The following is a 24,050-nucleotide window of genomic DNA, read 5'->3' as shown; positions in this document are numbered from 1 at the left end:
AAAATTATGACAGGGAGACATGAACATGACAAAAGCGAATTCAATTCAGGATATTTATCCGCTGTCTTACATGCAGGAAGGGATGCTTTTCCATTCCCTCCTGCAAAAAGATTCACAAGCATATGTCGAGCAAGCTTCTTTTACAATAGAAGGGGCAGTCAACCCGCAGTGTTTTCAAAACAGCATCAATGCTCTTGTAGCCAGACACGATATTTTCAGAACGATTTTTATCAGTCAAAATGTTTCATCTCCCCAGCAGGTTGTCCTGAGAGAACGGAATGTCATCGTACAGGAAAAAGACATTACGCATTTAAATGAAGAGAAGCAGTCACAGTTTATCAAGCAATTGAAAGAAGAGGACCGGGCTCAAGGGTTTCAGTTGCAAAAAGATATGCTCATGCGCATTACTCTGATTCAAATAGGAGAGGGCCAATACACTTGTATTTGGACCTTTCATCACATCATGATGGATGGCTGGTGTCTTAGCATTGTGCTAAAAGAATTTCTCCATATTTACGCATCTTATGTATATGGCTCCCCTATCTCATTGGAGCCGGTCCAGCCATACGGAACGTATATTAAATGGCTGATGGAGCAAGACAAAGAACAGGCAGTTTCATATTGGGAACATTATCTTTCCGGCCATGAACAGCAAACCATGCTCCCGAAGCAGAAAAAAACAAAGGGGAGAAGCAGGCAGGAACACGTTACTTTTTCATTCTCTAAGGGAGAAAGCAGCAGGCTTTCGGAGCTTGCCGCAAGAGAAGAAGTAACACTCAGTACAATTTTCCATACCATTTGGGGCATTCTGCTTCAAAAATATAATAATAACGATGACGCCGTATTCGGTTCTGTCATGTCAGGAAGGCCCGCCGAAATCGAAGGCATTGAACAGATGGTAGGCCTTTTCATTAACACGATACCGGTTCGGGTGCAGGGGGAAAAAACGCCATTTCTACAGCTCATAAAAAATATGCAAAAAGACCGTCTTGCCGCTGAAGCATACAGCTACCACCCTTTATATGAAATTCAAGCCCGTTCAGCGGTTAAGCAAGGGTTAATTGATCATATTCTCGTATTTGAAAACTATCCGGTTCAGCAAGAGATTCAGATGCTGAATAAACAGGAACATGCTTCTGATCTTTTTCAGATTCATAACTTCACTGTGGCAGATGAAACCAACTACAGCTTTTATCTTATGGTGGCGCCAGGTGAAGAAATCCATATCAAAATGAGCTATGATGCTGAGCAGTATGATCGGTCTTTTGTGCTTTCTGTCAAGGGGCATCTTCTGAATGCCGTATCACAAATCTTAAATAATCCGAATCTTCCACCCTCAGAAATTGATATTACAACAGACCATGAAAAGCAGCAGATGATTGGAAAAATCGCAGATCATGCACCAGTTTACGAAACCCTCCATGCTATGTTTGAAGCACAAGCGGAAAAGACACCGGACGCTTATGCTGTAATTGATCAAGCCTGCTTGTTAACATACAGAGAACTGAACAAATCGGCTAACAGATTAGCACGGCAATTGCGAATGAAAGGTGTTGCGAGACAGGAGCCTGTTGCGATCATGATGGAACGCTCTGCGGCGATTATCACCGGTGTTCTTGGAATCTTAAAGGCAGGCGGTGCCATTGTTCCGATTGATCCGTATTATCCGGCTGACAGAATCCATTATATTCTAAATGACTGCGGCTGTTCGCATGTTGTTTCACAAGCGCATCTTTCCTCATCGCTTGAAAACAATTACTTTATCACTCATGCAGAAGATATCGAAAGCCAAGAAGACGGCAGTAACCTACAGTCAGTCAACAATGCGGACGATCTTCTGTATATGATTTACACATCAGGCACAACAGGTAAACCAAAGGGTGTTCAATTTGAACATCGAAACATGGCTAACTTGCTGAAGTTCGAATATACTCACTCCGGCATTGACTTTGAAGCAGATGTTCTGCAATTTGCGACACCTTCCTTCGACGTCTGCTATCAAGAAATATTTTCTGCGCTTCTGAAAGGCGGCACACTGCACATCGTGCCAGAAGCCATAAAAAGAGATGTGCCGCAGCTGTTTGCATTTATAAACAAGCACCAGACAAATATTGTGTTTCTCCCAACTGCTTTTATCAAAATGATCTTCAGCGAACCGCAATTTGCGAACTCGTTTCCTTATGGCGTGAAACATCTGATTGCAGCCGGAGAACAATTAATCATTTCAGAGCTTTTTCAGGACGTATTGCGTGAGCGCGGCCTGCATCTGCACAATCATTACGGACCTTCAGAAACTCATGTGGTATCTACGTATACCATTCATCCGGGGGACCGTATTCCTGAGTTTCCGCCAGTCGGTAAACCGATAGGCTGTACTGATCTATATATTTTGAATCATCAAAAACAGCTGCAGCCCTGCGGCGTACCTGGTGAACTCTATATTTCCGGTGCAAGTGTTGCCAGAGGTTATGTCAATCACGAGAAACTGACACGCGACAAATTTTCATCTGACCCATTCAGGCCTGGTGCGATCATGTACCGTACAGGTGATTTGGCCAGACGGCTTGAAGACGGCAACATCGAATATATCGGACGGGCAGACAATCAAGTGAAAATCAGAGGCTATCGAATCGAGCCGCAAGAAATCGAAGTCACATTGATGAACCACCCGGACATTAAGGAAGCCGCCATTCTCATCAGGCAAGACCGAAGCGGTGAACATGAATTATGCGCTTACTATTGCAGTGTACAAAAGCTGGATGCAATAGATTTACGCCGCTATATGGCTAGTGAGCTCCCAGAATACATGATCCCGGTGAAATGGGTATGGGTTGACAACATACCTCTTACCCCAAACGGAAAAGTAGATCAATCAGCACTTCCTGAATCAGATGATTCAATCAGCGGGATTCCATATACTGCCCCTCGTAATCTGTTAGAGGCAAAGCTTTCGCAAATATTTGAAGATGTGCTGAAAAATGGTCATATAGGCGTCCAAGACAACTTTTTTGACCATGGCGGCCATTCGTTAAAAGCAACAGTGCTTATGTCGAGGATTGCTAAGGAGTTTCATGTGCAAGTTCCGCTTAAGGACATCTTTGCCCATCCGACTGTAGAAGAATTGGCTTCAATCATTCGAGGTGCAGAGGAAAATCAGTATGCAGCAATTGAACCAGCAGAAGAAAGAGAGACATATCCTGTGTCTTCAGCTCAAAAACGGATATATGTGCTTCAGCAGCTTGATGAGGGTGTCGCCTACAATATGCCTGCGGTCTTAGAACTGGAAGGGGCATTGGATGTCGCTAAAATGTCGGCTGTATGTAAAGAACTAATCAGACGGCATGAGCCTCTTCGAACTTCCTTTGTATCCGGGGCAGAGGGCGAGCCGGTTCAGCGTATCCATACCGAAGTGCCGTTTACATTAAGTACAGAGACAGCTATCGAGGAATTTGTCCGTCCCTTTGATCTCAGCCAGGCGCCATTATTTAGAGCGGGCCTTATAAAGGTGGCGAACGAGAAGCATGTATTGCTGGTGGATATGCACCATATCATTTCAGATGGCGTATCCGTTCAGCTCCTAATCCGAGAGTTCACCGATCTTTATGCAAATCGCCAGCTTAAGCCGTTGCGGATCCAGTATAAAGATTACGCCGTTTGGCAGCAGCAATTTAAAAAGGGGGACTCGTATCAAAAGCAGGAGATTTACTGGCGACAGCAGTTTAGCGGGGACCTTCCTGTACTAGAGCTTCCGACAGATAAACGCCGACCGGCAGAACGGCAATTCGCAGGCGGAAAAGTAACCTTTCAAATGGATAAAGAGCTCACGTCCCGGATAAAACGGCTCGCCCATAAAAACAGCAGCACACTTTACATGACACTGCTCGCTTTGTATTCAGCTTTTTTATCAAGGTTAAGCGGTCAGGATGATATCGTGATTGGTTCACCTATCGCCGGACGGCCCCACGCCGACCTTGAAGCTGTTCTTGGGATGTTCGTTAATACATTGGCTCTCCGGACACGCCCGGACGGCAATAAGACATTTGAAGAATTTCTGAAAGAAGTCAGACAGACGGCACTGGAAGCGTATGAGCATCAGGATTATCCGTTTGAAGAGCTTGTGGATAAACTCGGCGTACAGCGGGAAATGAGCCGGAATCCATTGTTTGACACAACGCTGGTCCTTCAAAATATGGAACAGCAAAAGCTGAAAATGAAAGATGTAGAGCTTCAATGGAGCGACTTGCATCATCCAATATCGAAATTTGATATTTCCCTGTATGTAACAGAACACGATGCCGAACTTTTGTGTCAGTTTGAATACAGTACAGCTTTGTTTGAAAAAGCGACCATCCAAAGGTGGGCCGGCCTTTTCACCACCCTTGTGGAACAAACAGCTGTCAGTCCTGAAATAGAATTGGACAACATTCCAATCTTAACAATAGAAGAAGAGAGAGAGTTCATTGAAGCGTGCCATCCGGTTCAGGGGACGGGCTATCCGATGAATCAAACGCTCCACTATGCACTCGAAATGCAGGCAGCAAAAACGCCTGATCAGACGGCTGTTGTTTTTGAAGATGGAGCGATGACCTGCAAAGAATTGAATGAACAGGCTAACCGTATCGCCTGGGAGCTGATCGAACGAGGAGTGAAATCTGAAACAATAGTTGCCATTATGGGAAGGCGTTCGCCTGAAATGCTGATTGGTATTTATGGCATTCTTAAAGCTGGCGGCGCTTATCTGCCCATTGACCCGGATTATCCGGAAGAACGAATCAGCTTTCTGCTGGAGGACAGTGGTACAAACATTCTCCTGCTTCAGTCTGCCGGCCTGCGTGTTCCGGCATTTGCAGGGGAGATTGTCTATCTCAATCAGACAAATAGCGGGCTGAAACATCGTTTGTCCAATCCGAATGCGGACGTTCTCCCGCAATCTTTAGCATATGTCATCTATACATCCGGCTCTACCGGGAGGCCTAAGGGTGTTGAAGTTGAACATCGATCAGCGGTGAATTTTTTGAATTCCCTTCAGTCCCGTTATCAACTGAACCAATCAGATGTGATTATGCATAAAACATCTTATTCATTTGACGCTTCAATATGGGAACTGTTTTGGTGGCCTTATGCCGGTGCTTCTGTTTATCTGCTTCCTCAGGGAGGCGAAAAAGAACCTGAAGTGATCGCGCAGGCTATAGAAGAACAAAAGATCACAGCTATGCATTTTGTGCCTTCAATGCTTCATGCATTTTTAGAACATATCAAATATCGCCCTGTACCGATTAAGACAAACGGACTCAATCGGGTGTTTTCCGGGGGAGAGCAGCTGGGAACCCACCTCGTCTCCCGATTTTGCGAGTTGCTTCCAAATGTTGCATTAACCAATTCCTACGGACCAACGGAGGCAACTGTAGAAGCTTCATTCTTTGATTGTCCGCTGTATGAAAAACTTGAACGGATTCCAATTGGAAAACCTGTTCATCATGTCAGATTGTATATCCTCAATCAAAAGCAGCGGATGCTGCCTGCCGGATGTATCGGCGAACTGTACATTGCAGGAGCCGGTGTTGCCAGGGGCTATTTGAATCGGCCGGCATTAACGGAGGATCGTTTTCTTGAGGATCCGTTTTACCCGGGTGAACGCATGTACAAAACAGGGGATGTGGCGCGCTGGCTCCCTGATGGACATGTTGAATTCCTCGGCCGGTTGGATGATCAAGTCAAAATCAGAGGCTACCGGATTGAGCCCGGAGAAATTGAAGCGGCGCTTAGAAGCATAGAAGGCATAAGGGAGGCAGCCGTGACCGTACGGACAGACAGCGGCGAGCCGGAATTATGCGCTTATATAGAAGGGCTTCGGAGAAACGAAGTGAGGGCGCAGCTTGAGAGACTGCTGCCGGGCTACATGATCCCAGCCCATATGATAGAGATGGAACAGTGGCCGGTTACGCCGAGCGGAAAGCTGGACCGAAACGCCCTGCCAGCTCCTTGCGGAGCTGCAGATGCGGAGACATATACGGCGCCGAGAAATGTGACCGAGATGAAGCTTGCCCAGCTGTGGGAGGACGTACTGAAAAACGGCCCTGTCGGGATTCACGACAACTTCTTTGACCGTGGAGGACATTCCTTAAAAGCCACCGCTCTTGTGTCCCGGATCGCCAAAGAATTCGATGTTCAGGTGCCGCTGAAAGATGTGTTTACCCATCCGACGGTGGAAGGGCTGGCTTCCGTTATCCGTGAAGGAACGGACAGTCCATATGAAGCGATGAAACCGGCGGAACAGCGTGATACCTATCCGGTTTCCTCTGCTCAAAAGCGGATTTATGTCCTTCAGCAGCTGGAGGACGGAGGGACCGGCTACAATATGCCGGCTGTATTAGAACTGGAAGGGAAGCTTGACCCCGAAAGGCTTGACAGGGCTTTCCAAGAGCTGATCAAGCGCCACGAGTCGCTTCGGACATCCTTTGAACAGGACGAAGGCGGCGAGCCGGTGCAGCGCATCCATGACGAAGTGCCGTTTGCATTACAAACAGCAGTCCTCGGCGAACAAACCGAACAAGAAGCCGCAGCCGCGTTTATCCAGCCGTTTGACCTCAGCCAAGCGCCGCTGTTCCGTGCCCAAATCGTACAGGTATCAGATGAGCGGCACCTGTTGCTGGTTGATATGCATCACATGATTTCAGACGGTGTTTCCGTCAACATTCTGATTCGGGAATTCGGGGCGCTTTACAACAACCGGAAACTCCCGGCGCTTCACATTCAATATAAAGACTACGCCGTATGGCAGGAAGGATATAAAAAAGGAGACGCGTACCAGACGCAGGAGGCGTACTGGCTGAAGCAGTTCGAGGGCGAGCTGCCGGTGCTGGATCTCCCGGCTGATCATACCCGTCCGCCGGTGCGGAGCTTCGCCGGTGACAAGGTCTCATTTACGCTTGATCAAGAAGCCGCATCAGGCCTTCATACACTGGCACGGGAGAATGGAAGCACACTGTACATGGTGCTCCTGGCGGCTTACACAGCGGTATTATCACGCTTAAGCGGACAGGAAGAGATCATCGTTGGATCGCCAATTGCCGGCCGGCCGCACAAGGACCTTGAGCCGATACTCGGTATGTTCGTGAATACACTGGCGCTTCGGACACGCCCGGAGGGCGGGAAGCCGTTTGTCCAGTATTTGCAGGAAGTGCGCGCCACTGCATTGGAAGCCTATGAGCATCAGGATTATCCGTTCGAAGAGCTTGTCGATAAGCTTGGAGTGACGCGGGATATGAGCAGAAACCCGCTATTTGATGCCATGTTAGTTGTCCAAAATAATGATTACGAGTCATTGCATCTGCATGATTTGCAAATGAAGCCGGCAGACGTTTCTCATCTCGTTTCTAAATTCGATTTGACACTACAAGCATCTGAGGGTGACGGGAACGTACATTTTCTTTTTGAATATTCAACCGCACTGTTTGAGAAAACCACCATGGAACGCTGGGCATCTCATTTGACAAATGTACTTCGCATCATCGGAAAAAATCCAGAGGTGACACTCAACCGTATCGACATCCTGACCCAAGAAGAACGAAACCAGCTGCTCAATGAGTTTAACATCAGGAAAGCAAATCAATACGAAGAACAAACAATCAGTCAATTGTTTGAGCAGCAAGCTGCACGAACACCAAAAGCCTCTGCACTTGTCATCGGAGACAAAACACTCACATATCAGGAGCTTGACGAGTGGTCCAATGGAATCGCACACACATTGCGCAGCAGAGGTGTTAAACCGGACACATCAGTAGGCATCATGATGCCTCGTTCGTTCAGCATGGTAGCAGCCATACTTGGTGTGTGGAAAGCAGGCGGCTGTTACGTTCCCATTGATCCTGAATACCCATCGGAACGGAAACGCTATATTCTCAGCGATAGCGGAACGAAACTGCTGATGACAGTAAATGAAGCGGATTGGAGAGCTGATGATGATTTTGAAGGAGAGATCTTGACCGTCGAAAACGCGGAGACATACGACCAATCACCGCTGCCGCAAGTATCGTCTGCTCATCATTTAGCCTATATCATTTATACATCAGGAACGACGGGCCGCCCAAAAGGGGTAATGGTCGAGCACCGCAATGTGATCAGTCTTTTAAAGCATCAAAACCTGCCTTTTGAATTTGGCCATGAAGACGTCTGGACGTTCTTTCATTCATATTGCTTTGATTTCTCTGTATGGGAAATGTTTGGTGCGTTATTGAACGGAAGTACACTAGTTGTGGTCTCTAAGGAAACAGCCCGTGACCCTCAGGCATTCCGATTATTGTTAAAGAAAGAACGCGTCACTGTACTCAATCAGACCCCGACAGCTTTTTACGGCCTGATGCATGAAGATCAAAACCATTCGGATCGATTAAACATCCGATACGTCATTTTTGGCGGCGAAGCTTTACAGCCCGGCATGCTTCAAAGCTGGAATGATAAATATCCTCATACTGAACTAATCAATATGTACGGTATTACAGAAACAACAGTGCATGTAACAGTCAAAAAATTGTCCGCAGATGATATTGCCGCAAATAGAAGCAATATCGGACGGCCTCTTTCAACTCTGCAGGCTTATGTGATGGATGCTCATATGAATCTGCAGCCGATCGGAGTTCCAGGGGAGCTTTATATAGGCGGTGAAGGCGTGGCACGGGGATATCTTAACAGAGTTGAGCTGACCGCTGACCGTTTTGTACCCAATCCGTATCTCACGGGGGACAGATTATACCGAACAGGAGACCTTGCAAAACGCCTGTCAAATGGCGAGTTGGAATATGTAGGCCGTATTGATGATCAGGTTAAAGTCAGAGGGCACCGTATTGAGTTAGGCGAAATCCAAGCGGCTCTTCTTCAGCATCCGATTATTAAAGAGGCGGCTGTCATTACAAGAAAAGATGAGCAAGGACAAACAGCTGTTTATGCATACATGGTGACAACAGATCAACAGGCCGCGAATACATCAAATATTCGTGCTTCTCTAAAAACCATGCTGCCTGACTTTATGCTGCCCGCCCGTTTGATACAGATTGACAGCATCCCGCTGACTGTTAATGGAAAGCTCGATCAGAAAGCCCTGCCTGAACCCGAAAAACACGCTTATCCTGCTGATGATATCAGCCCAAGAAATGAGATTGAAAAGGTAATGGCTGATATTTGGGAGGAGCTTCTTGATGTGAATGAGCTGGGCATAAGCGCCAATTTCTTTGAACTTGGCGGAGATTCTATTAAAGCGCTGCAAGTTTGTTCCAGACTGAAGCAGCGCGGATTCGAAACGACAGTACGTGAGATGTTTGAACATCAGACTCTTGGTGAATTGTCCGCTCGGGTTCGAAAAGCTGTGCGCGTCATTGACCAAGGCCCGGTCGAGGGCGAGATCACTTGGTCGCCTGTTCAGAAATGGTTTCTTGCTCAAGATATAAAAGAAAAACACCATTTTAATCAGTCCGTAATGCTGCATCGAAGCACCTCTATACAAGAAGACGCACTGCGCAAAACGTTAAAAGCAATAACAAGTCATCATGATGCGCTGCGGATGGTATTTTCACAGAATGAACAAGGATATTGGAATCAATATAATCGGCCGATCAGTCATTCGGACGATGCACTGTATGGCCTTCAGATGATTGATTTATCAGCTCCAGAAGACACTAACGGAAATAGAGCGTATGAGCCTATTATCAAACATTATGTACGTGATATTCAGCAGAAAATGGATTTGAAGAATGGTCCGCTGCTGCAAGCCGGTCTTTTCCGCACAACTGACGGTGATTTCTTATTTTTATCGGCTCATCACTTCGTCGTTGACGGCATCTCATGGCGGGTTCTGCTTGAAGATTTGTCTTTAGGGTATCGCCAAGCTGCTGGCGGGGAGGATATCAAACTGCCGCCTAAAACAAGCTCGTTTAAAGCGTACGCGAAAAAGCTTTCTGGCTATGCAGAAAGCCAGCAGCTTATAAAACAGCTCAAGTATTGGCGCGAAACCGAAGAATATCAAACAGATGCACTGCCTTTTGATCAAATCGACGGGCCCATAGCAAACGAGAGAAAACGATCCACCATTTCGTTTACATTAAACGATAAAGAGACAGCTGCGCTTTTAAAAGATGCCAACAGCGCATACAACACAGATACTCAGGATTTGCTTCTCGCTTCTGTCATTCTCGCGCTGCGCCATTGGACCAATCAATCCGCCTTCAAACTATCATTAGAAAGCCACGGGCGAGAGGATGTATTAGACGGGATTGATGTGAGCCGTACGGTTGGATGGTTTACCGCCATTTATCCGTTATTGATTAAACTAAACGCAGACTTGCCAGATTCGGAAGAAGGCATGGTTCATGTGCTAAAAACAACAAAAGATACACTGAGACGTGTACCGGACAAAGGATTCGGCTACGGTGTCATCAAATATTTGACGCCGCCTGACAAAAAAGACATCAATTTCACAGGCGCGCCAGAAATCAACTTCAATTATTTGGGGCAATTTGAAAGCGGCAGCCCAGCTGAAGCACCTGAGGAGGACGCCTTCTCATTCTCTCCGCTTGGTGCCGGGGATGATATCAGCACAACATGGAACCGTGAACAGTCGCTGGATATCAGCGCAATCGCTGCAGAAGGAAAAATGACTGTCAATATGACTTATGACAATGCCCGCTTTGAGCGCAAAACCATCGAACAGCTTAGCGAAACATGCCGTCAATTTTTATTACAGCTGATCGAACACTGCCAGAACAAAAGCGAAACAGAAAAGACCATCAGTGATTTTGATGATCAAGAACTGACCGAGGACGCGCTGCAAGAGATTGCTGATATGCTCAGTTTTCACTAATGAATCCGTGAAGAAAGGTGCAAATGCTATGGATAAGATCAAAAAAATCAAGAATATTTATCCTCTGAGTCATATGCAGGAGGGAATGCTGTTTCATTCCTTCCTCCGTCAAGAGGAGGGGGCATACGTTGAGCAGTCGCTCTTCACCATTAAAGGGAGCCTCAGTTATGAATGGTTTCAGCGCAGCATTCAAACCATCATCGACCGCCATGACATTTTCAGAACCGTGTTTTTGCCGCACGTCCCGCATTTGTCGGGACCTCGGCAAGTCGTGATGACAGAACGCGAATTCCATTTGTACAGCGAAGACATTTCCCATCTGCCCACAAACGGGCAGAATGAGTATATTGAATGCTTTAAGGAGAAGGACAAGCAAAAAGGCTTTGATTTGCAAAAAGACATGTTGATGCGGATTTATCTATTCAAAACAGCTGAAGAGGAGCATGTTTGCATCTGGAGCCACCATCACATTTTAATGGACGGCTGGTGCCTTGGCATCGTTCTTCAGGAATTTATGCGGATATATCAATCGATTCATGCAGGAAAACCGCTTTCTTTAGACCCTGTCCGTCCGTACAGCACCTATATTTCCTGGCTGACAAATCGTGACAAAGAAATAGCGGCGGAGTACTGGGATTCCTATTTAAAAAACTACAGCACCCCATCACCGCTGCCTCGTGTGTCTGATGAAGAAACAAAAGAGGGTTATCAACGTGAAGATTTGATATTTTCATTAAATAAACCACTGACAGACAAGCTCAAAGAGACTGCCAAACAACACGGCGTCACGCTAGCCACCTTTATCCAGACCGTCTGGGGCGTCATGCTACAGCAATATAATCGCACAGACGATGTTGTATTTGGCGCAGTAGTATCAGGCAGACCGTCAGAAATTCCGGGTGTGGAACAAATGATAGGATTGTTTATCAATACCATTCCGGTTCGCATTCAAACATTTCAAGGCGAAACGTTTCAGGAGCTGGTCAGACGATGCCAGAAAGAAATGCTGGAAGCTGAGCCGTTTACCTGCCAGCCTTTATTTGATATTCAGGCAAACACCGCTTTAAAACAGGAACTGATTGATCACATTATTGTCTTTGAAAACTATCCGATACAGCAGAAAATCGCCGATTCCGCGGATTCACCACTGCAAATCGATCAAGTGAAGGTATCCGAGCAATCAGGATATCACTTTAATCTTGTCGTTGCTCCCGGCGAAGAACTGATCATCAAATTCAGCTATAATGCGTTCATTTACGATGCTGCCTGGATCAGCTGTATCAAAAGGCAATTTACACAAGCGCTAAGCACAGCGGCCCATCACCCTGATACGCCAATTGCTGATTTTTCTTTTCTTGATGCTACAGAAAAAGAGCAGATTGTCACACAGTTCAACAATACAAAAACAGAATATCCAAAGAATCATACAATTATAGATTTATTTCGTGAACAAGCAGAAAAGACGCCAGACCATATCGCACTTGTGTGTGGGAATTTGACTTTTTCGTATAAAGAACTTGATCAACGCTCTAATTCACTCGCCAGAGCGTTATATCAAAAAGGGTTTCGGCAGAACGAGACAGCCGGCATATTGGCTGCTCATTCTGGCGAATTCATGATCAGTGTGCTTGCCGTTTTAAAAGCAGGAGGAGCATACCTCCCGCTTGACGCCGAGCTCCCACCTGAACGTGTCAGCTTTATGCTCGAGGAAACACAAGCGAAAATACTAATTATCCAAAAAGGGTTAGAGGCAAACGCTTCGTTCTCAGGAACGTGTATGACTTCAGATGCACATGCCTGGATGGAAGAGAATGATACCCCTATCAACGTCGGCTCTAGCCCGGACGATCTTGCATACATCATGTATACCTCAGGATCAACAGGCCGGCCGAAAGGCGTCATGATCACCAATCGCAATGTCGTGTCCCTTGTCAAAAACAGCAATTACACGTCTGCGTCCGTTGATGACCGATTTATTCTGACTGGATCTATCAGCTTTGACGCCGTCACCTTTGAAATGTTCGGTGCGCTATTAAATGGTGCAAGTCTTCATATCATTGATAAATCGACAATGCTGGCACCTGATCGGTTTGGTGCGTATTTGCTTGAAAATAACATCTCAGTACTATTTTTAACAACAGCTCTTTTTAATCAGCTGGCTCAAGTTCAAGCAGACATGTTCCGCGGGCTCCATACGTTATATGTCGGCGGAGAAGCACTCTCGCCTGCCCTTATGAATGCTGTCAGACACGCCTGTCCAGATCTGGCGCTTCATAATATTTACGGGCCTACGGAAAACACGACATTTTCAACCTTTTTTAAGATGAAAAGAGACTATGCAGGGCCGATTCCGATCGGAAAACCAATCAGCAATAGCACCGCATTCATCTTAGATGAAAAAGGCCGTCTTTTGCCAATAGGCGTTCCCGGAGAGCTTTGTGTCGGCGGTGATGGGGTCGCAAAAGGCTATTTGAACAGAGGTGACCTCACAAATGATGTTTTTTCTCCTCATCCTTTCTTGTCTGGAGAAAGAATATATCGTACAGGTGATTTAGCTCGCTGGCTGCCCGATGGAAACCTAGAATACATCAGCAGGATTGACAGGCAGATAAAAATCAGGGGAAAACGAATTGAGCCCGCCGAAATTGAAGCGCGCCTGTTAGAAATGGAAGGTGTGCAGGAAGCGGCAGTGACAATGAAAGAAAAAGACGGAGAGGCGCAGCTGCACACTCATTACGTCAGCGATGGCAAACGAACAGAAAAGAAGATCCGCGCCGATTTGGCGCGTGTGCTCCCGGACTATATGATCCCGCAGCACTGGGTGCGTGTGGACCGGATGCCGCTTACCGGAAACGGAAAAATAGACCGCAGCGCTCTTCCTATTCCAGAAAACAAGCCTGACAAACGGCAGGACATCACACTGCCCAGAAACTTGGTTGAGGAAGAGTTGGCAAACATTTGGAAACATGTTCTCGGTGTCCAGACCATCAGTATTGATGATGACTTCTTTGCTCTTGGCGGACATTCACTAAAAGCACTGCAAGTCATACACACATTGAAGCATCAGCAGCAAATAGACATACCGATTGATCTCTTGTTCGAATATCCGACAATCGCTCAGCTTGCCGAAAAACTTTATTCTAAACAGCTGACAGCGGCAGATGAACAGCATGTGATCAAACTGAACCAGCACGGCGCGCGAAACCTTTTCTGCTTCCCGCCGATATCGGGATTTGGCATTTATTTCAAAGACCTTGCTTTATTGCTGAATGACAAGGCGGCCGTATACGGATTTCACTTTATTGAAAATGATACCCGCCTTGAACAATATGTCAATTACATCACAGACATACAGCCTGAAGGCCCATACGTTTTATTAGGCTACTCCGCGGGAGGCAACCTTGCTTTTGAAGTGGTACAGGCTATGGAGCAGAGAGGATTGGAAGTCAGTGACTTTATTATCGTGGACGCTTATCTAAAAGAACAGCCTATCCCTATCGATGCTGGAAATGACGAATCGGCAGCTTACCTGCCTGAAGCAGTCAGAGAAAAGGTGATGAAGAAAAAAAGAAACTATCAGAAATATTGGTCGCAGTTACTGAATGAAGGGCATATCAAAGCAAACATTCATTTCATTGAAGCTGGAATTCAAACCGAAATTGGCGGGCATACAGGCTTAACGAAATGGAAAGGCGCCGCCTTCGGAAGCTACAGCGAATACACTGGTTTCGGCGCTCATAAAGACATGCTGGAAAGCACATATGCTGAAAAGAACGCTGCCATCATCCTTGACGTTTTAGACAAGATCACTACAAATCAAGCAATACTGCACAAACGATAAAGCGATTAGCGGACAGAGACCCTTTCTCTGTCCGTCTTCTTTTTTGTATCAAGAATGGATAAAGGACACTAGGGAATGATAACATCATCCTTTTTCTTGGAGGCTTGTCATGGATGATCTTTCTTGGCTTACTTTTATCATGCTGATTCTTGCCAGCTACAGGCTGACACATTTGATTGTATTCGACAAAATCACAGAATTTATCCGAAAACCTTTTATGAAAAAGAAAAGGATCATTGATCAAAACGGGCATGTAGATGTAAAAAACGTTCCGGCTTCTAACTTTGGGTATATGCTCAATTGCTACTGGTGTGCCGGCGTTTGGTGTGCGATCTTGATCGGATTGGGCTATCTCTTTTTGCCTCGTATTGCAGTTCCAGTCATCTTTATTTTAGCCATCGCAGGAGCACAAGCGATTCTTGAAACAGCTGTCGGTGTCGGCGTAAAACTCGTTGATGTGTTAAAGAGCCTGCAAACCATGCTAAATGATAAAAAGTCCTAAAGCAGCGCAAATATGCTTCAGGACTTTTTTCGTTTATCTGGTGATATAGACGTAAATCCTGATTTCTTCAAACCGATTAAGCACCCTTTTGCAGCCCGGGAATACCGTAATAGCGAAAAGTGAAAGTGATGTAATGGGGGAGAAGAAACAGAATGAAGGTTCGCCAAAAGCCGATTGTCCGTTTCCTTGTCAGCTTGATCATCGGAACGTTTGTCATCTCCGTTCCGTTTATGGCCAATGCGCATCCTGACAGGGAACTTAGAGCCGTATGGATTGCTTCCGTTTTAAACCTTGATTGGCCGTCAAAGAAAGGTTTAACAACGGAAGAACAAAAACAAGAGTATATCAAACTGCTTGACGATGTACAGACAATGGGAATGAATGCCGTTATTGTTCAGATTAAACCGACGGCAGATGCCTTTTATCCGTCCGCTTACGGACCTTGGTCTGAGTACTTAACCGGTGTCCAAGGCAAAGACCCGGGCTATGATCCGCTAGCATTTTTGATTGAAGAAACCCATAAACGAAATTTGGAATTTCACGCATGGTTTAATCCTTACCGTATTACGATGAATCATACGGATCTCGATAAATTGTCTGAGGATCATCCGGCACGAAAGCATCCAGAATGGGTTGCCGCTTATGGAAACCAGCTTTATTACCATCCGGGCATTCCTGAAGCGAGAGATTTTATCGTGAAAAGCATTGAGGAAGTCGTAAAACATTATGATATCGATGCTGTTCATATGGATGATTATTTTTACCCCTATAAAATAGCGGGACAGGAATTTCCTGATCAAAGACAATATGAACAATATGGAAAAGGCACGTTTTCCAATATTGATGACTGGCGGCGTGATAATGTGAACCAGCTAGTCAAACAAATCAACCAAACGATCAAGGCCGCGAAACCCTATGTCAAATTCGGCATCAGTCCATTTGGTGTATGGAGAAACGCGGCAGATGACCCGACCGGCTCAAATACCAAAGCAGGCGTCAGGAATTATGACGACCTATACGCCGACACAAGACATTGGATTCAAGAAGGAGACATCGATTATATTGCGCCGCAAATCTATTGGAGTATCGGCTTTAACGCAGCGGCTTACGACGTGCTGGCTGATTGGTGGAGCAATGAAGTCAACAATAGGCCTGTTCATTTATATATTGGGCAGGCAGCTTATAAAATCAACAACAACTTTGATCCGCCATGGTCCGACCCTGAGGAGTATGTAAGACAAATCACCTTAAACCGTCAGCTTGAGCTTGTAAAAGGAAGCATGCACTTCAGTCTCAAAGACCTCAACAAAAATCCGCTTGGCATTAAAGACAGGCTCATCACCGAGCTTTACAGCAAACCGGCATTGGTTCCGCAAATGCCTTGGCTTGACAGTGCCGCACCAAAAAAACCAAAGCTTACGAAGGTCACCAAAGACAAAAACGGAAACCTGCTGCTCATTCAAGACCACCCGTCAAATCAAAAAATGAAAGAAACTACCTATTATGCGATATACAGAGCCGAAGGGGAATCGACCAAAACATTGCTGGGAACCGTGAGAAAAACAAATGGGCAGCAAACCTTCTTAGATGAAACAGCAGACCCAAACAAGAAGTATACGTATTATGTCACTTCAGCAGACCGGCTCCATAACGAAAGCAAGGCTTCCAAACGAAAGACAAAATAAGAAGTGAGAAGGACGGCTTTCAAAGTCGTCTTTTTTTTAAAAGTGATGTTGGAGACAGGATTCTTTTGATAAGCCGCTGAATTTGTTAAAGAAAAAAAGCAAGGGAGAGACTCATATGAATATGGAAGCGGTTTTTGGACATTTCCCAGTATTGGAATCTGAGAATCTAGTTTTAAGTAAAATTGAAGAGGTGCACGTACAGGACGTATTTTCGATTTATGATAATGTCAGAGTATTTGAATACTGCGGCATCATCCCGAAACATAACATAAAAACAGTACATAAAATGATCGGCCATTTTGATAGGGACTACAACAAAAAAAGCAGAATTAAGTGGGGGATTTTTCCGCAGAATCAAGAGAATACACTGGTTGGGATTATTGAAGCGATGGATTTTAATCAAAAAGTAAACATGGTGACAATTGGATACTACTTAGGTGAAGAATACTGGGGGAAAGGGTTTGCTACAGAATCCGTCCGCATGCTTGCAGCATTTTTATTTAAAAACGTCAATGTAAACAGGATTCAAGCTGAAGTCATGCCTGAAAATGAAGCTTCAAAAAACGTCCTCTTAAAAAACAATTTTATAAAAGAAGGATTGCTCAGGCAGGAGTCCTATTGGTCAGGTAAAGGAGTTGTTGATGTAGAGATATACGGCCTTCTTAAAAACGAATACATATAAGTCTTTCCTTTTTCAAATACAATCCGAATATCAATGTCTGACAGAAGAGCTCACTTAATTGCGGGGCGAATCTCCAATCTAGTCTGGTCATACGCCATTTTAACTGATCCGGCTGAAGAAACCCTTTTTGCTGCACTTTCTTTATCAAAAACTTGATCGATCACAGTTCCCGACACTATCAAATAGGCACGCCATTGCGTTTGCGATATGGATGTATGCTATGTATGCTCATCCCGTAGATGTTTTTACATAAAAAATGACCCCATTTTAATTTTCAGACTTCTTTTGTCAGGGAATGATTACAGAACTCGCCTAATAGGATGTTACAAAGATGTGAAGGAGGAAACCACGTGAATTTTGAGCTGACAAAAGAACAGCAAATGGTGCGTGAAATGGTAAAGGATTTTGCGAAAAAAGAAATTGCTCCTCACGCTGAACATGTAGATCAAACAGGCGAGTTCCCGATTCAAACATTTAAAAAAATGGGTGAAATCGGGCTGATGGGCATTCCATTTCCAGAAGAATACGGCGGATCGGGAGGAGATACGATTTCATATGCCTTAGCGGTTGAAGAAATCGGCAAAGCCTGCGGCAGTACTGGATTAAGCTATGCAGCGGCGGTCTCGCTCGGCGCAAGCCCGCTTTATTACTTCGGAACAGAAGAACAAAAACAGGCGCATTTGACTCCGCTGGCGTCGGGCAAAGCACTCGGATCATTCGGCCTAACGGAACCAAATGCCGGATCAGATGCAGGAGGCACTCAAACGAAAGCGGTAACAAACGGTGACGAGTACGTGATTAACGGCGAAAAATGCTGGATCACAAATGCAAGCTACGCACGCACGGTGATTGTGACCGCAGTAACAGGCAAAAACAAAGACGGAAAAAACATCATTTCCGCATTGATTGTGCCAACCGACACACCCGGACTTACGATTACGAGCCCGTACGATAAAATGGGCGTCCGAGGTTCAAACACAGCGGAAATTTTGCTTGAAGATGTCAGAGTGCCTGCGGGCAACTTACTCGGTGATCCAACAAAAGGGTTTAAGCAGTTTCTATACACGCTGGACGGCGGACGAATCTCTATCGCCGCTCTTGCAGTCGGCATTGCCCAAGCCGCACTTGAAGCATCATTGGCATATGCGAAAGAACGGAAGCAGTTCGGACAGCCGATTTCTTCCTTTCAGGCGATACAATTTAAGCTTGCCGACATGGCGATGGAAATTGATCTGGCGCGGCAAATGGTGTTAAAAGCCGCATGGCTGAAAGACCATAAACGACCGTTCACAAAAGAAGCGGCGTATGCCAAGCTCTTTGCATCTGAAATGGCGACAAGAGCTTGCAATCAAGCTATTCAAATCCATGGAGGTTCAGGCTATATGAGGGAATATGGGGTAGAGCGGATGCTGCGGGACGCAAAATTAATGGAAATCGGTGAAGGCACATCTGAAATTCAGCGTATCGTGATCGCCAGACAGCTTTTAACGTAAAATGTAAACGCTTTCCCATATCTTAGAAAGGAGGAACAATGCATGGCTGAACTCATCCATTCCACAATCGGCAGACTGCTGGAACAAACCGCTGAAACCTATCCCGACCAAGAAGCGGTTGTTTATCCAGACAGACATATCCGCTATACGTACGCCCAATTTGACAGCCTGTGCCGTCAAACCGCTAAAGCACTCATGCGGATGGGGATTGGGAAAGGAGACCACGTAGCCATATGGGCTTCAAATATCCCCGAATGGCTGGCCGTTCAGTTCGCCACCGCAAAAATCGGAGCCGTGCTCGTGACCGTCAATACCAATTACCAAGCACACGAGCTCGATTACTTGTTAAAGCAATCGGATGCCGTGGCGCTTATTGTCATGGATTCATACCGGGGCACTTCTTACACAGACATCCTGAACAGCCTCATTCCAGAGCTGCAAACCGCCGAGCCCGGGCAGCTGACATCAGCACGCTATCCCTTTTTAAAAATGCTGATCTATATTGGCGATAAACCTTTGCCGGGCATGTATCATTGGGGGGATACAGAGAGATTTGCAAAAACAGTGACAGATGCTGAGCTGGAAGCAAGAATGAACAGCCTTGAAAAAGACGATGTGATCAACATGCAATACACATCAGGAACGACAGGGTTTCCTAAAGGTGTGATGCTGACCCATTTTAATGTCATCAATAACGCTGCCAATATCGCTGAATGTATGGCATTAACCTCTCAAGACCGCATGTGCATCCCTGTCCCGTTTTTTCACTGTTTCGGATGCGTGCTCGGGGTTTTGGCGTGTGTGTCCGTCGGGGCAGCCATGATACCTGTACAGGAATTTGATCCCGTTTCCGTTCTTAAAACGGTCGAAAAAGAGAAATGCACAGCGCTCCACGGCGTGCCGACCATGTTTATCGCCGAGCTGCATCATCCGGATTTTGAAGCATATGATTTATCGACGCTCCGAACAGGCATCATGGCCGGCTCTCCCTGTCCAAGTGAAGTGATGAAAGCTGTCATTGAAAAGATGGGCATGAAAGATATTACGATCGCCTATGGACAAACCGAAGCCTCACCGGTCATTACGCAAACGAGAGCCAATGATTCCTTCATAAGGAGAGTCGATACAACAGGCCGCGCCCTGCCTCATGCAGAAGTGAAAATTGTAGAGCCCGGAACATGTCAAGAAGTTCAAAGAGGCGTGCAGGGAGAGCTATGCACCCGCGGCTACCATGTCATGAAAGGCTATTATAAAGACGAAGAAGCGACTAGAAAAGCAATCAATTACGACGGATGGCTGTTTACCGGAGATCTTGCTGTCATGGATGAAGACGGGTACTGCCGCATCACAGGAAGATTAAAAGATATGCTCATCAGAGGCGGTGAGAACATTTACCCTCGGGAAATCGAAGAATTTTTATACCGGCATCCCGCTATTATAGATGTACAGGTCGTTGGTGTGCCTGATGCCAAATTCGGGGAAGAGGCCGCAGCGTGGATGAAACTAAAAGACGGAAAAAGCGTTTCATCTGAAGAGCTTAAATCCTATTGCAAAGGGAAAATCGCCCGCCACAAAATTCCGCGTTATGTGATTTTTACAGACGAGTACCCGATGACGGCTTCAGGTAAAATTCAAAAATATAAACTGCGTGAAAAAACGATTGAACTGTTCAACTTATCATGTCAATGAGGTGAAGCCATGTTTACAAAAGTACTAATCGCCAACCGCGGAGAAATCGCAATGAGAATTATCCGAACGTGCAGCCGCCTCGGCATCAAAACGGTCGCGGTTTATTCAGAAGCAGACAGAGACGCACCCCATACAAAGGCGGCCACAGAGGCTTATTTGATCGGGGAATCAAGAGTGAGTGAAAGTTATTTAAATATAGAGAGAATGATAGAGACGGCAAAAAAAGCAAACGCCGACGCGATCCACCCGGGATACGGGTTATTATCAGAAAACAGCCGATTCGCTGAACGCTGCAAGCAAGAAAACATCGTGTTTATCGGCCCTGCACCCGATATCATCGCAAAGATGGGCAGCAAAATTGAAGCGCGAAAAGCAATGGAGGCAGCAGGAGTCCCTGTCGTTCCCGGCATTTCTGAATCCCTCGGAGACATTCAGGCAGCCTGCCTCACCGCACGTCAAATCGGCTACCCTGTCATGCTGAAAGCTTCAGCGGGCGGAGGAGGCATCGGAATGCAGCTTGTTCAGAACGAAGAAGCATTAAGAAAGGCATACGAGGGGAACAAAAAGCGCGCCGCAGATTTTTTCGGCGACGGGTCGATGTATATAGAGAAAGTCATTGAACATGCCCGCCACATCGAAGTTCAGCTTTTGGCCGATCAGCATGGCCATACAGTACACCTGTTTGAACGCGATTGCTCAGTTCAAAGACGCCATCAAAAGGTCATTGAAGAAGCGCCGTCTCCATTTTTAGACGATGAACTGAGAATGAAGATCGGGCAAACGGCAGTAAAAGCAGCCAAAGCGATCGGCTATACGAACGCAGGAACCATTGAATTTTTAGTTGATCCGAATCAAAACTTTTATTTCCTCGAAATGAATACAAGATTGCAAGTTGAACACCCCGTGACTGAAGAAATAACAGGCCTAGACTTAGTAGAGCAGCAGTTACGTATTGCTGCGGGCCAAACTCTCACATTCTCTCAAAAAGACATCAAACGAAACGGGCATGCGATAGAGGTCAGAATATACGCGGAAGATCCGAAGACCTTCTATCCGTCACCGGGAACGATCTCTGCGTTTTCACTCCCTGGCCAAACAGGCGTCAGACACGAATGTGCGGTAGCGAAAGGCAGTACTGTCACCCCTTTTTATGACCCGATGATCGCCAAAATGATTGTCAAAGGCCAAAACAGAGAGGAGGCAATTGAAAAACTGGAGACAGCGCTCAGCGACTATCAGATAGAGGGAATCAAAACAAATCTTCCGCTTCTCATACAGGCTGCGGCATCAAAAGCATTTAAAGAAGGGGATGTTACGACTGACTTTTTGAAACAACACCTATAAAGGAGGCAGTTGTCATGACAGTTAAGATACAAATGGCGGGAAACCTGTGGAAAGTGCACGTCAAAGCCGGCGACCAAATTGAAAAAGGCCAGGAAGTTGCCATTCTGGAATCAATGAAAATGGAAATACCGATCGTTTCAGACAGAAGCGGAATCGTAAAAGAAGTCAAAAAACATGAGGGCGATTTCGCAAATGAAGGAGACGTGCTGCTCGTACTGAGCGATTCCACTCAATAATCTGGAGGAAGAACATGTCATATCCTAAAAAAGTGAAGATCAAAGAAGTCGGTCCGCGTGACGGCTTACAAAACGAGACCGTATGGATCGCAACAGAAGATAAAATCACTTGGGTCAACCAGCTTTCCCGGACAGGGCTTTCCTACATCGAAATCACATCCTTCGTGCACCCGAAATGGATTCCGGCGCTTCGAGATGCGATAGACGTCGCAAAAGGCATCGACCGTGTAAAGGAGGTAACGTACGCGGCACTTGTTCCGAATCAAAAGGGACTGGAGAATGCGCTTGAAGGAGGCATTGACGAAGCTTGCGTCTTTATGTCCGCCAGCGAGACGCACAATAGAAAAAACATCAACAAATCGACTTCTGAAACTCTTCACATTCTCAAACAAGTAAACGATGACGCAATAAAAGCAAACCTCACAACAAGAGCCTACCTCTCAACCGTTTTCGGCTGTCCATACGAAAAAGATGTCCCCATTGAACAAGTGATTCGCCTTTCTGAAGCCCTATTTGAATTTGGAATTTCTGAACTGTCGCTTGGAGATACAATCGGAGCGGCAAATCCCGCCCAAGTTGAAACCGTGCTTGAAGCTCTTTTGCCACGATTCCCCGCCAATCAATTGGCCCTGCATTTTCATGATACGAGAGGAACGGCGCTGGCCAACATGGTCACAGCGCTCCAAATGGGCATCACTGTGTTCGACGGCTCGGCAGGCGGGCTTGGAGGCTGCCCATATGCTCCAGGTTCGTCAGGAAACGCCGCAACTGAGGACATCGTGTATATGCTTGAACACATGGGCATCAAAACAAATGTAAAGCTCGATAAACTGCTTTCTGCGGCCAAATGGATAGAAGAGAAAATGGGCAAACAACTGCCGAGCCGAAATTTACAGGTGTTTAAATCATCTTCATAAAAGAGAGGACAAATACAATGGAAGAATCTATTCTTTTTACCGTTCAAAACGATCACATTGCCGTGATCACTTTAAATAGGCCTCAGGCGGCAAATGCTCTTTCAGCGGAAATGCTCAGAAACCTGCATGTGATTCTTCAGGAAATTGAATTCAATGCAAACATCCGCTGCGTCATCCTCACAGGTACCGGCGAAAAAGCGTTTTGCGCGGGGGCAGACTTAAAAGAACGGCTAAAGCTGAAAGAAGATCAGGTTCTTGAAAGTGTATCTCTCATTCAAAGAACCGCGGCTTTGCTTGAAGCCCTGCCGCAGCCGGTTATAGCTGCGATAAACGGAAGCGCATTGGGCGGCGGTCTTGAATTGTCATTGGCATGCGACCTTCGAATCGCAACTGAATCTGCCGTGCTGGGCCTTCCGGAAACAGGGTTAGCCATTATCCCAGGCGCTGGAGGAACCCAAAGGCTCCCGCGGCTGATCGGCAGAGGAAAAGCAAAAGAATTAATTTATACAGGCAGACGCGTAACTGCACACGAAGCAAAGGAGATAGGCCTTGTAGAGCATGTCACGGCACCCTGTAACCTCATGCCAAAAGCAGAGGAACTGGCCGCAGCCATTTCTGCCAACGGGCCGATCGCTGTCCGTCAGGCTAAATTCGCAATCAATAAAGGATTGGAGACAGATCTCGCTACAGGTCTGGCGATTGAACAAAAAGCATATGAACATACCATTCCGACAAAAGACAGAAGAGAAGGACTTCAGGCGTTTCAAGAAAAAAGACGGGCCGTATACAAGGGAATATAAAAGGGAGGC

11 protein-coding genes are annotated in these 24,050 nt (G+C 46.1%); all 11 read left to right on the top strand.

Going from position 1 to position 24,050, the window contains the following annotated elements; genetic code table 11:
- Nucleotides 1-25 precede the first annotated feature (25 nt).
- Nucleotides 26-10,852 (top strand): amino acid adenylation domain-containing protein, encoded by a 10,827-nt coding sequence (locus ABZM97_RS10275; RefSeq protein ID WP_367386820.1) that lies wholly within the window; start codon nt 26-28, stop codon nt 10,850-10,852.
- Between the two features lie 7 nt (nt 10,853-10,859).
- On the top strand, nt 10,860-14,693 hold the full coding sequence (locus ABZM97_RS10270) for an amino acid adenylation domain-containing protein (protein ID WP_367387494.1): 3,834 nt from the start codon (nt 10,860-10,862) through the stop codon (nt 14,691-14,693).
- A 109-nt stretch (nt 14,694-14,802) separates the two neighbouring features.
- Nucleotides 14,803-15,195, top strand: a complete 393-nt coding sequence (locus ABZM97_RS10265) for a DUF1360 domain-containing protein (protein ID WP_087991389.1) — start codon at nt 14,803-14,805, stop codon at nt 15,193-15,195.
- Nucleotides 15,196-15,347: 152 nt separating this feature from the next.
- Nucleotides 15,348-16,880, top strand: coding sequence for a glycoside hydrolase family 10 protein (locus ABZM97_RS10260; RefSeq protein WP_087991390.1), 1,533 nt, complete (start codon nt 15,348-15,350; stop codon nt 16,878-16,880).
- 115 nt (nt 16,881-16,995) lie between these two features.
- On the top strand, nt 16,996-17,562 hold the full coding sequence (locus ABZM97_RS10255; protein ID WP_087991391.1) for a GNAT family N-acetyltransferase: 567 nt from the start codon (nt 16,996-16,998) through the stop codon (nt 17,560-17,562).
- A gap of 350 nt (nt 17,563-17,912) precedes the next feature.
- Nucleotides 17,913-19,055 (top strand): acyl-CoA dehydrogenase family protein, encoded by a 1,143-nt coding sequence (locus tag ABZM97_RS10250; protein ID WP_202327585.1) that lies wholly within the window; start codon nt 17,913-17,915, stop codon nt 19,053-19,055.
- A 42-nt stretch (nt 19,056-19,097) separates the two neighbouring features.
- Entirely contained in the window at nt 19,098-20,744 is a 1,647-nt protein-coding gene (locus ABZM97_RS10245) for an AMP-binding protein (protein ID WP_333516200.1), read from the top strand.
- Between the two features lie 9 nt (nt 20,745-20,753).
- The gene (locus tag ABZM97_RS10240) at nt 20,754-22,088 is read left to right on the top strand and encodes an acetyl-CoA carboxylase biotin carboxylase subunit (RefSeq protein WP_087991393.1); all 1,335 of its coding nucleotides are present in this window, start codon (nt 20,754-20,756) and stop codon (nt 22,086-22,088) included.
- Between the two features lie 14 nt (nt 22,089-22,102).
- Nucleotides 22,103-22,324 (top strand): acetyl-CoA carboxylase biotin carboxyl carrier protein subunit, encoded by a 222-nt coding sequence (locus tag ABZM97_RS10235; RefSeq protein ID WP_087991394.1) that lies wholly within the window; start codon nt 22,103-22,105, stop codon nt 22,322-22,324.
- Nucleotides 22,325-22,338: 14 nt separating this feature from the next.
- Nucleotides 22,339-23,241 carry a hydroxymethylglutaryl-CoA lyase gene (ldeG, locus tag ABZM97_RS10230; protein ID WP_367386819.1) on the top strand — a complete coding sequence of 301 codons (903 nt, stop codon included), beginning with the start codon at nt 22,339-22,341 and terminating at the stop codon, nt 23,239-23,241.
- Nucleotides 23,242-23,258: 17 nt separating this feature from the next.
- Nucleotides 23,259-24,041, top strand: coding sequence for an enoyl-CoA hydratase (locus ABZM97_RS10225; protein ID WP_253269132.1), 783 nt, complete (start codon nt 23,259-23,261; stop codon nt 24,039-24,041).
- Nucleotides 24,042-24,050: the final 9 nt, after the last annotated feature.

This window comes from Bacillus vallismortis (genome assembly GCF_040784915.1).
Lineage (GTDB): Bacteria > Bacillota > Bacilli > Bacillales > Bacillaceae > Bacillus > Bacillus subtilis_G.
This window is presented reverse-complemented; position numbering and strand designations above follow the sequence as displayed.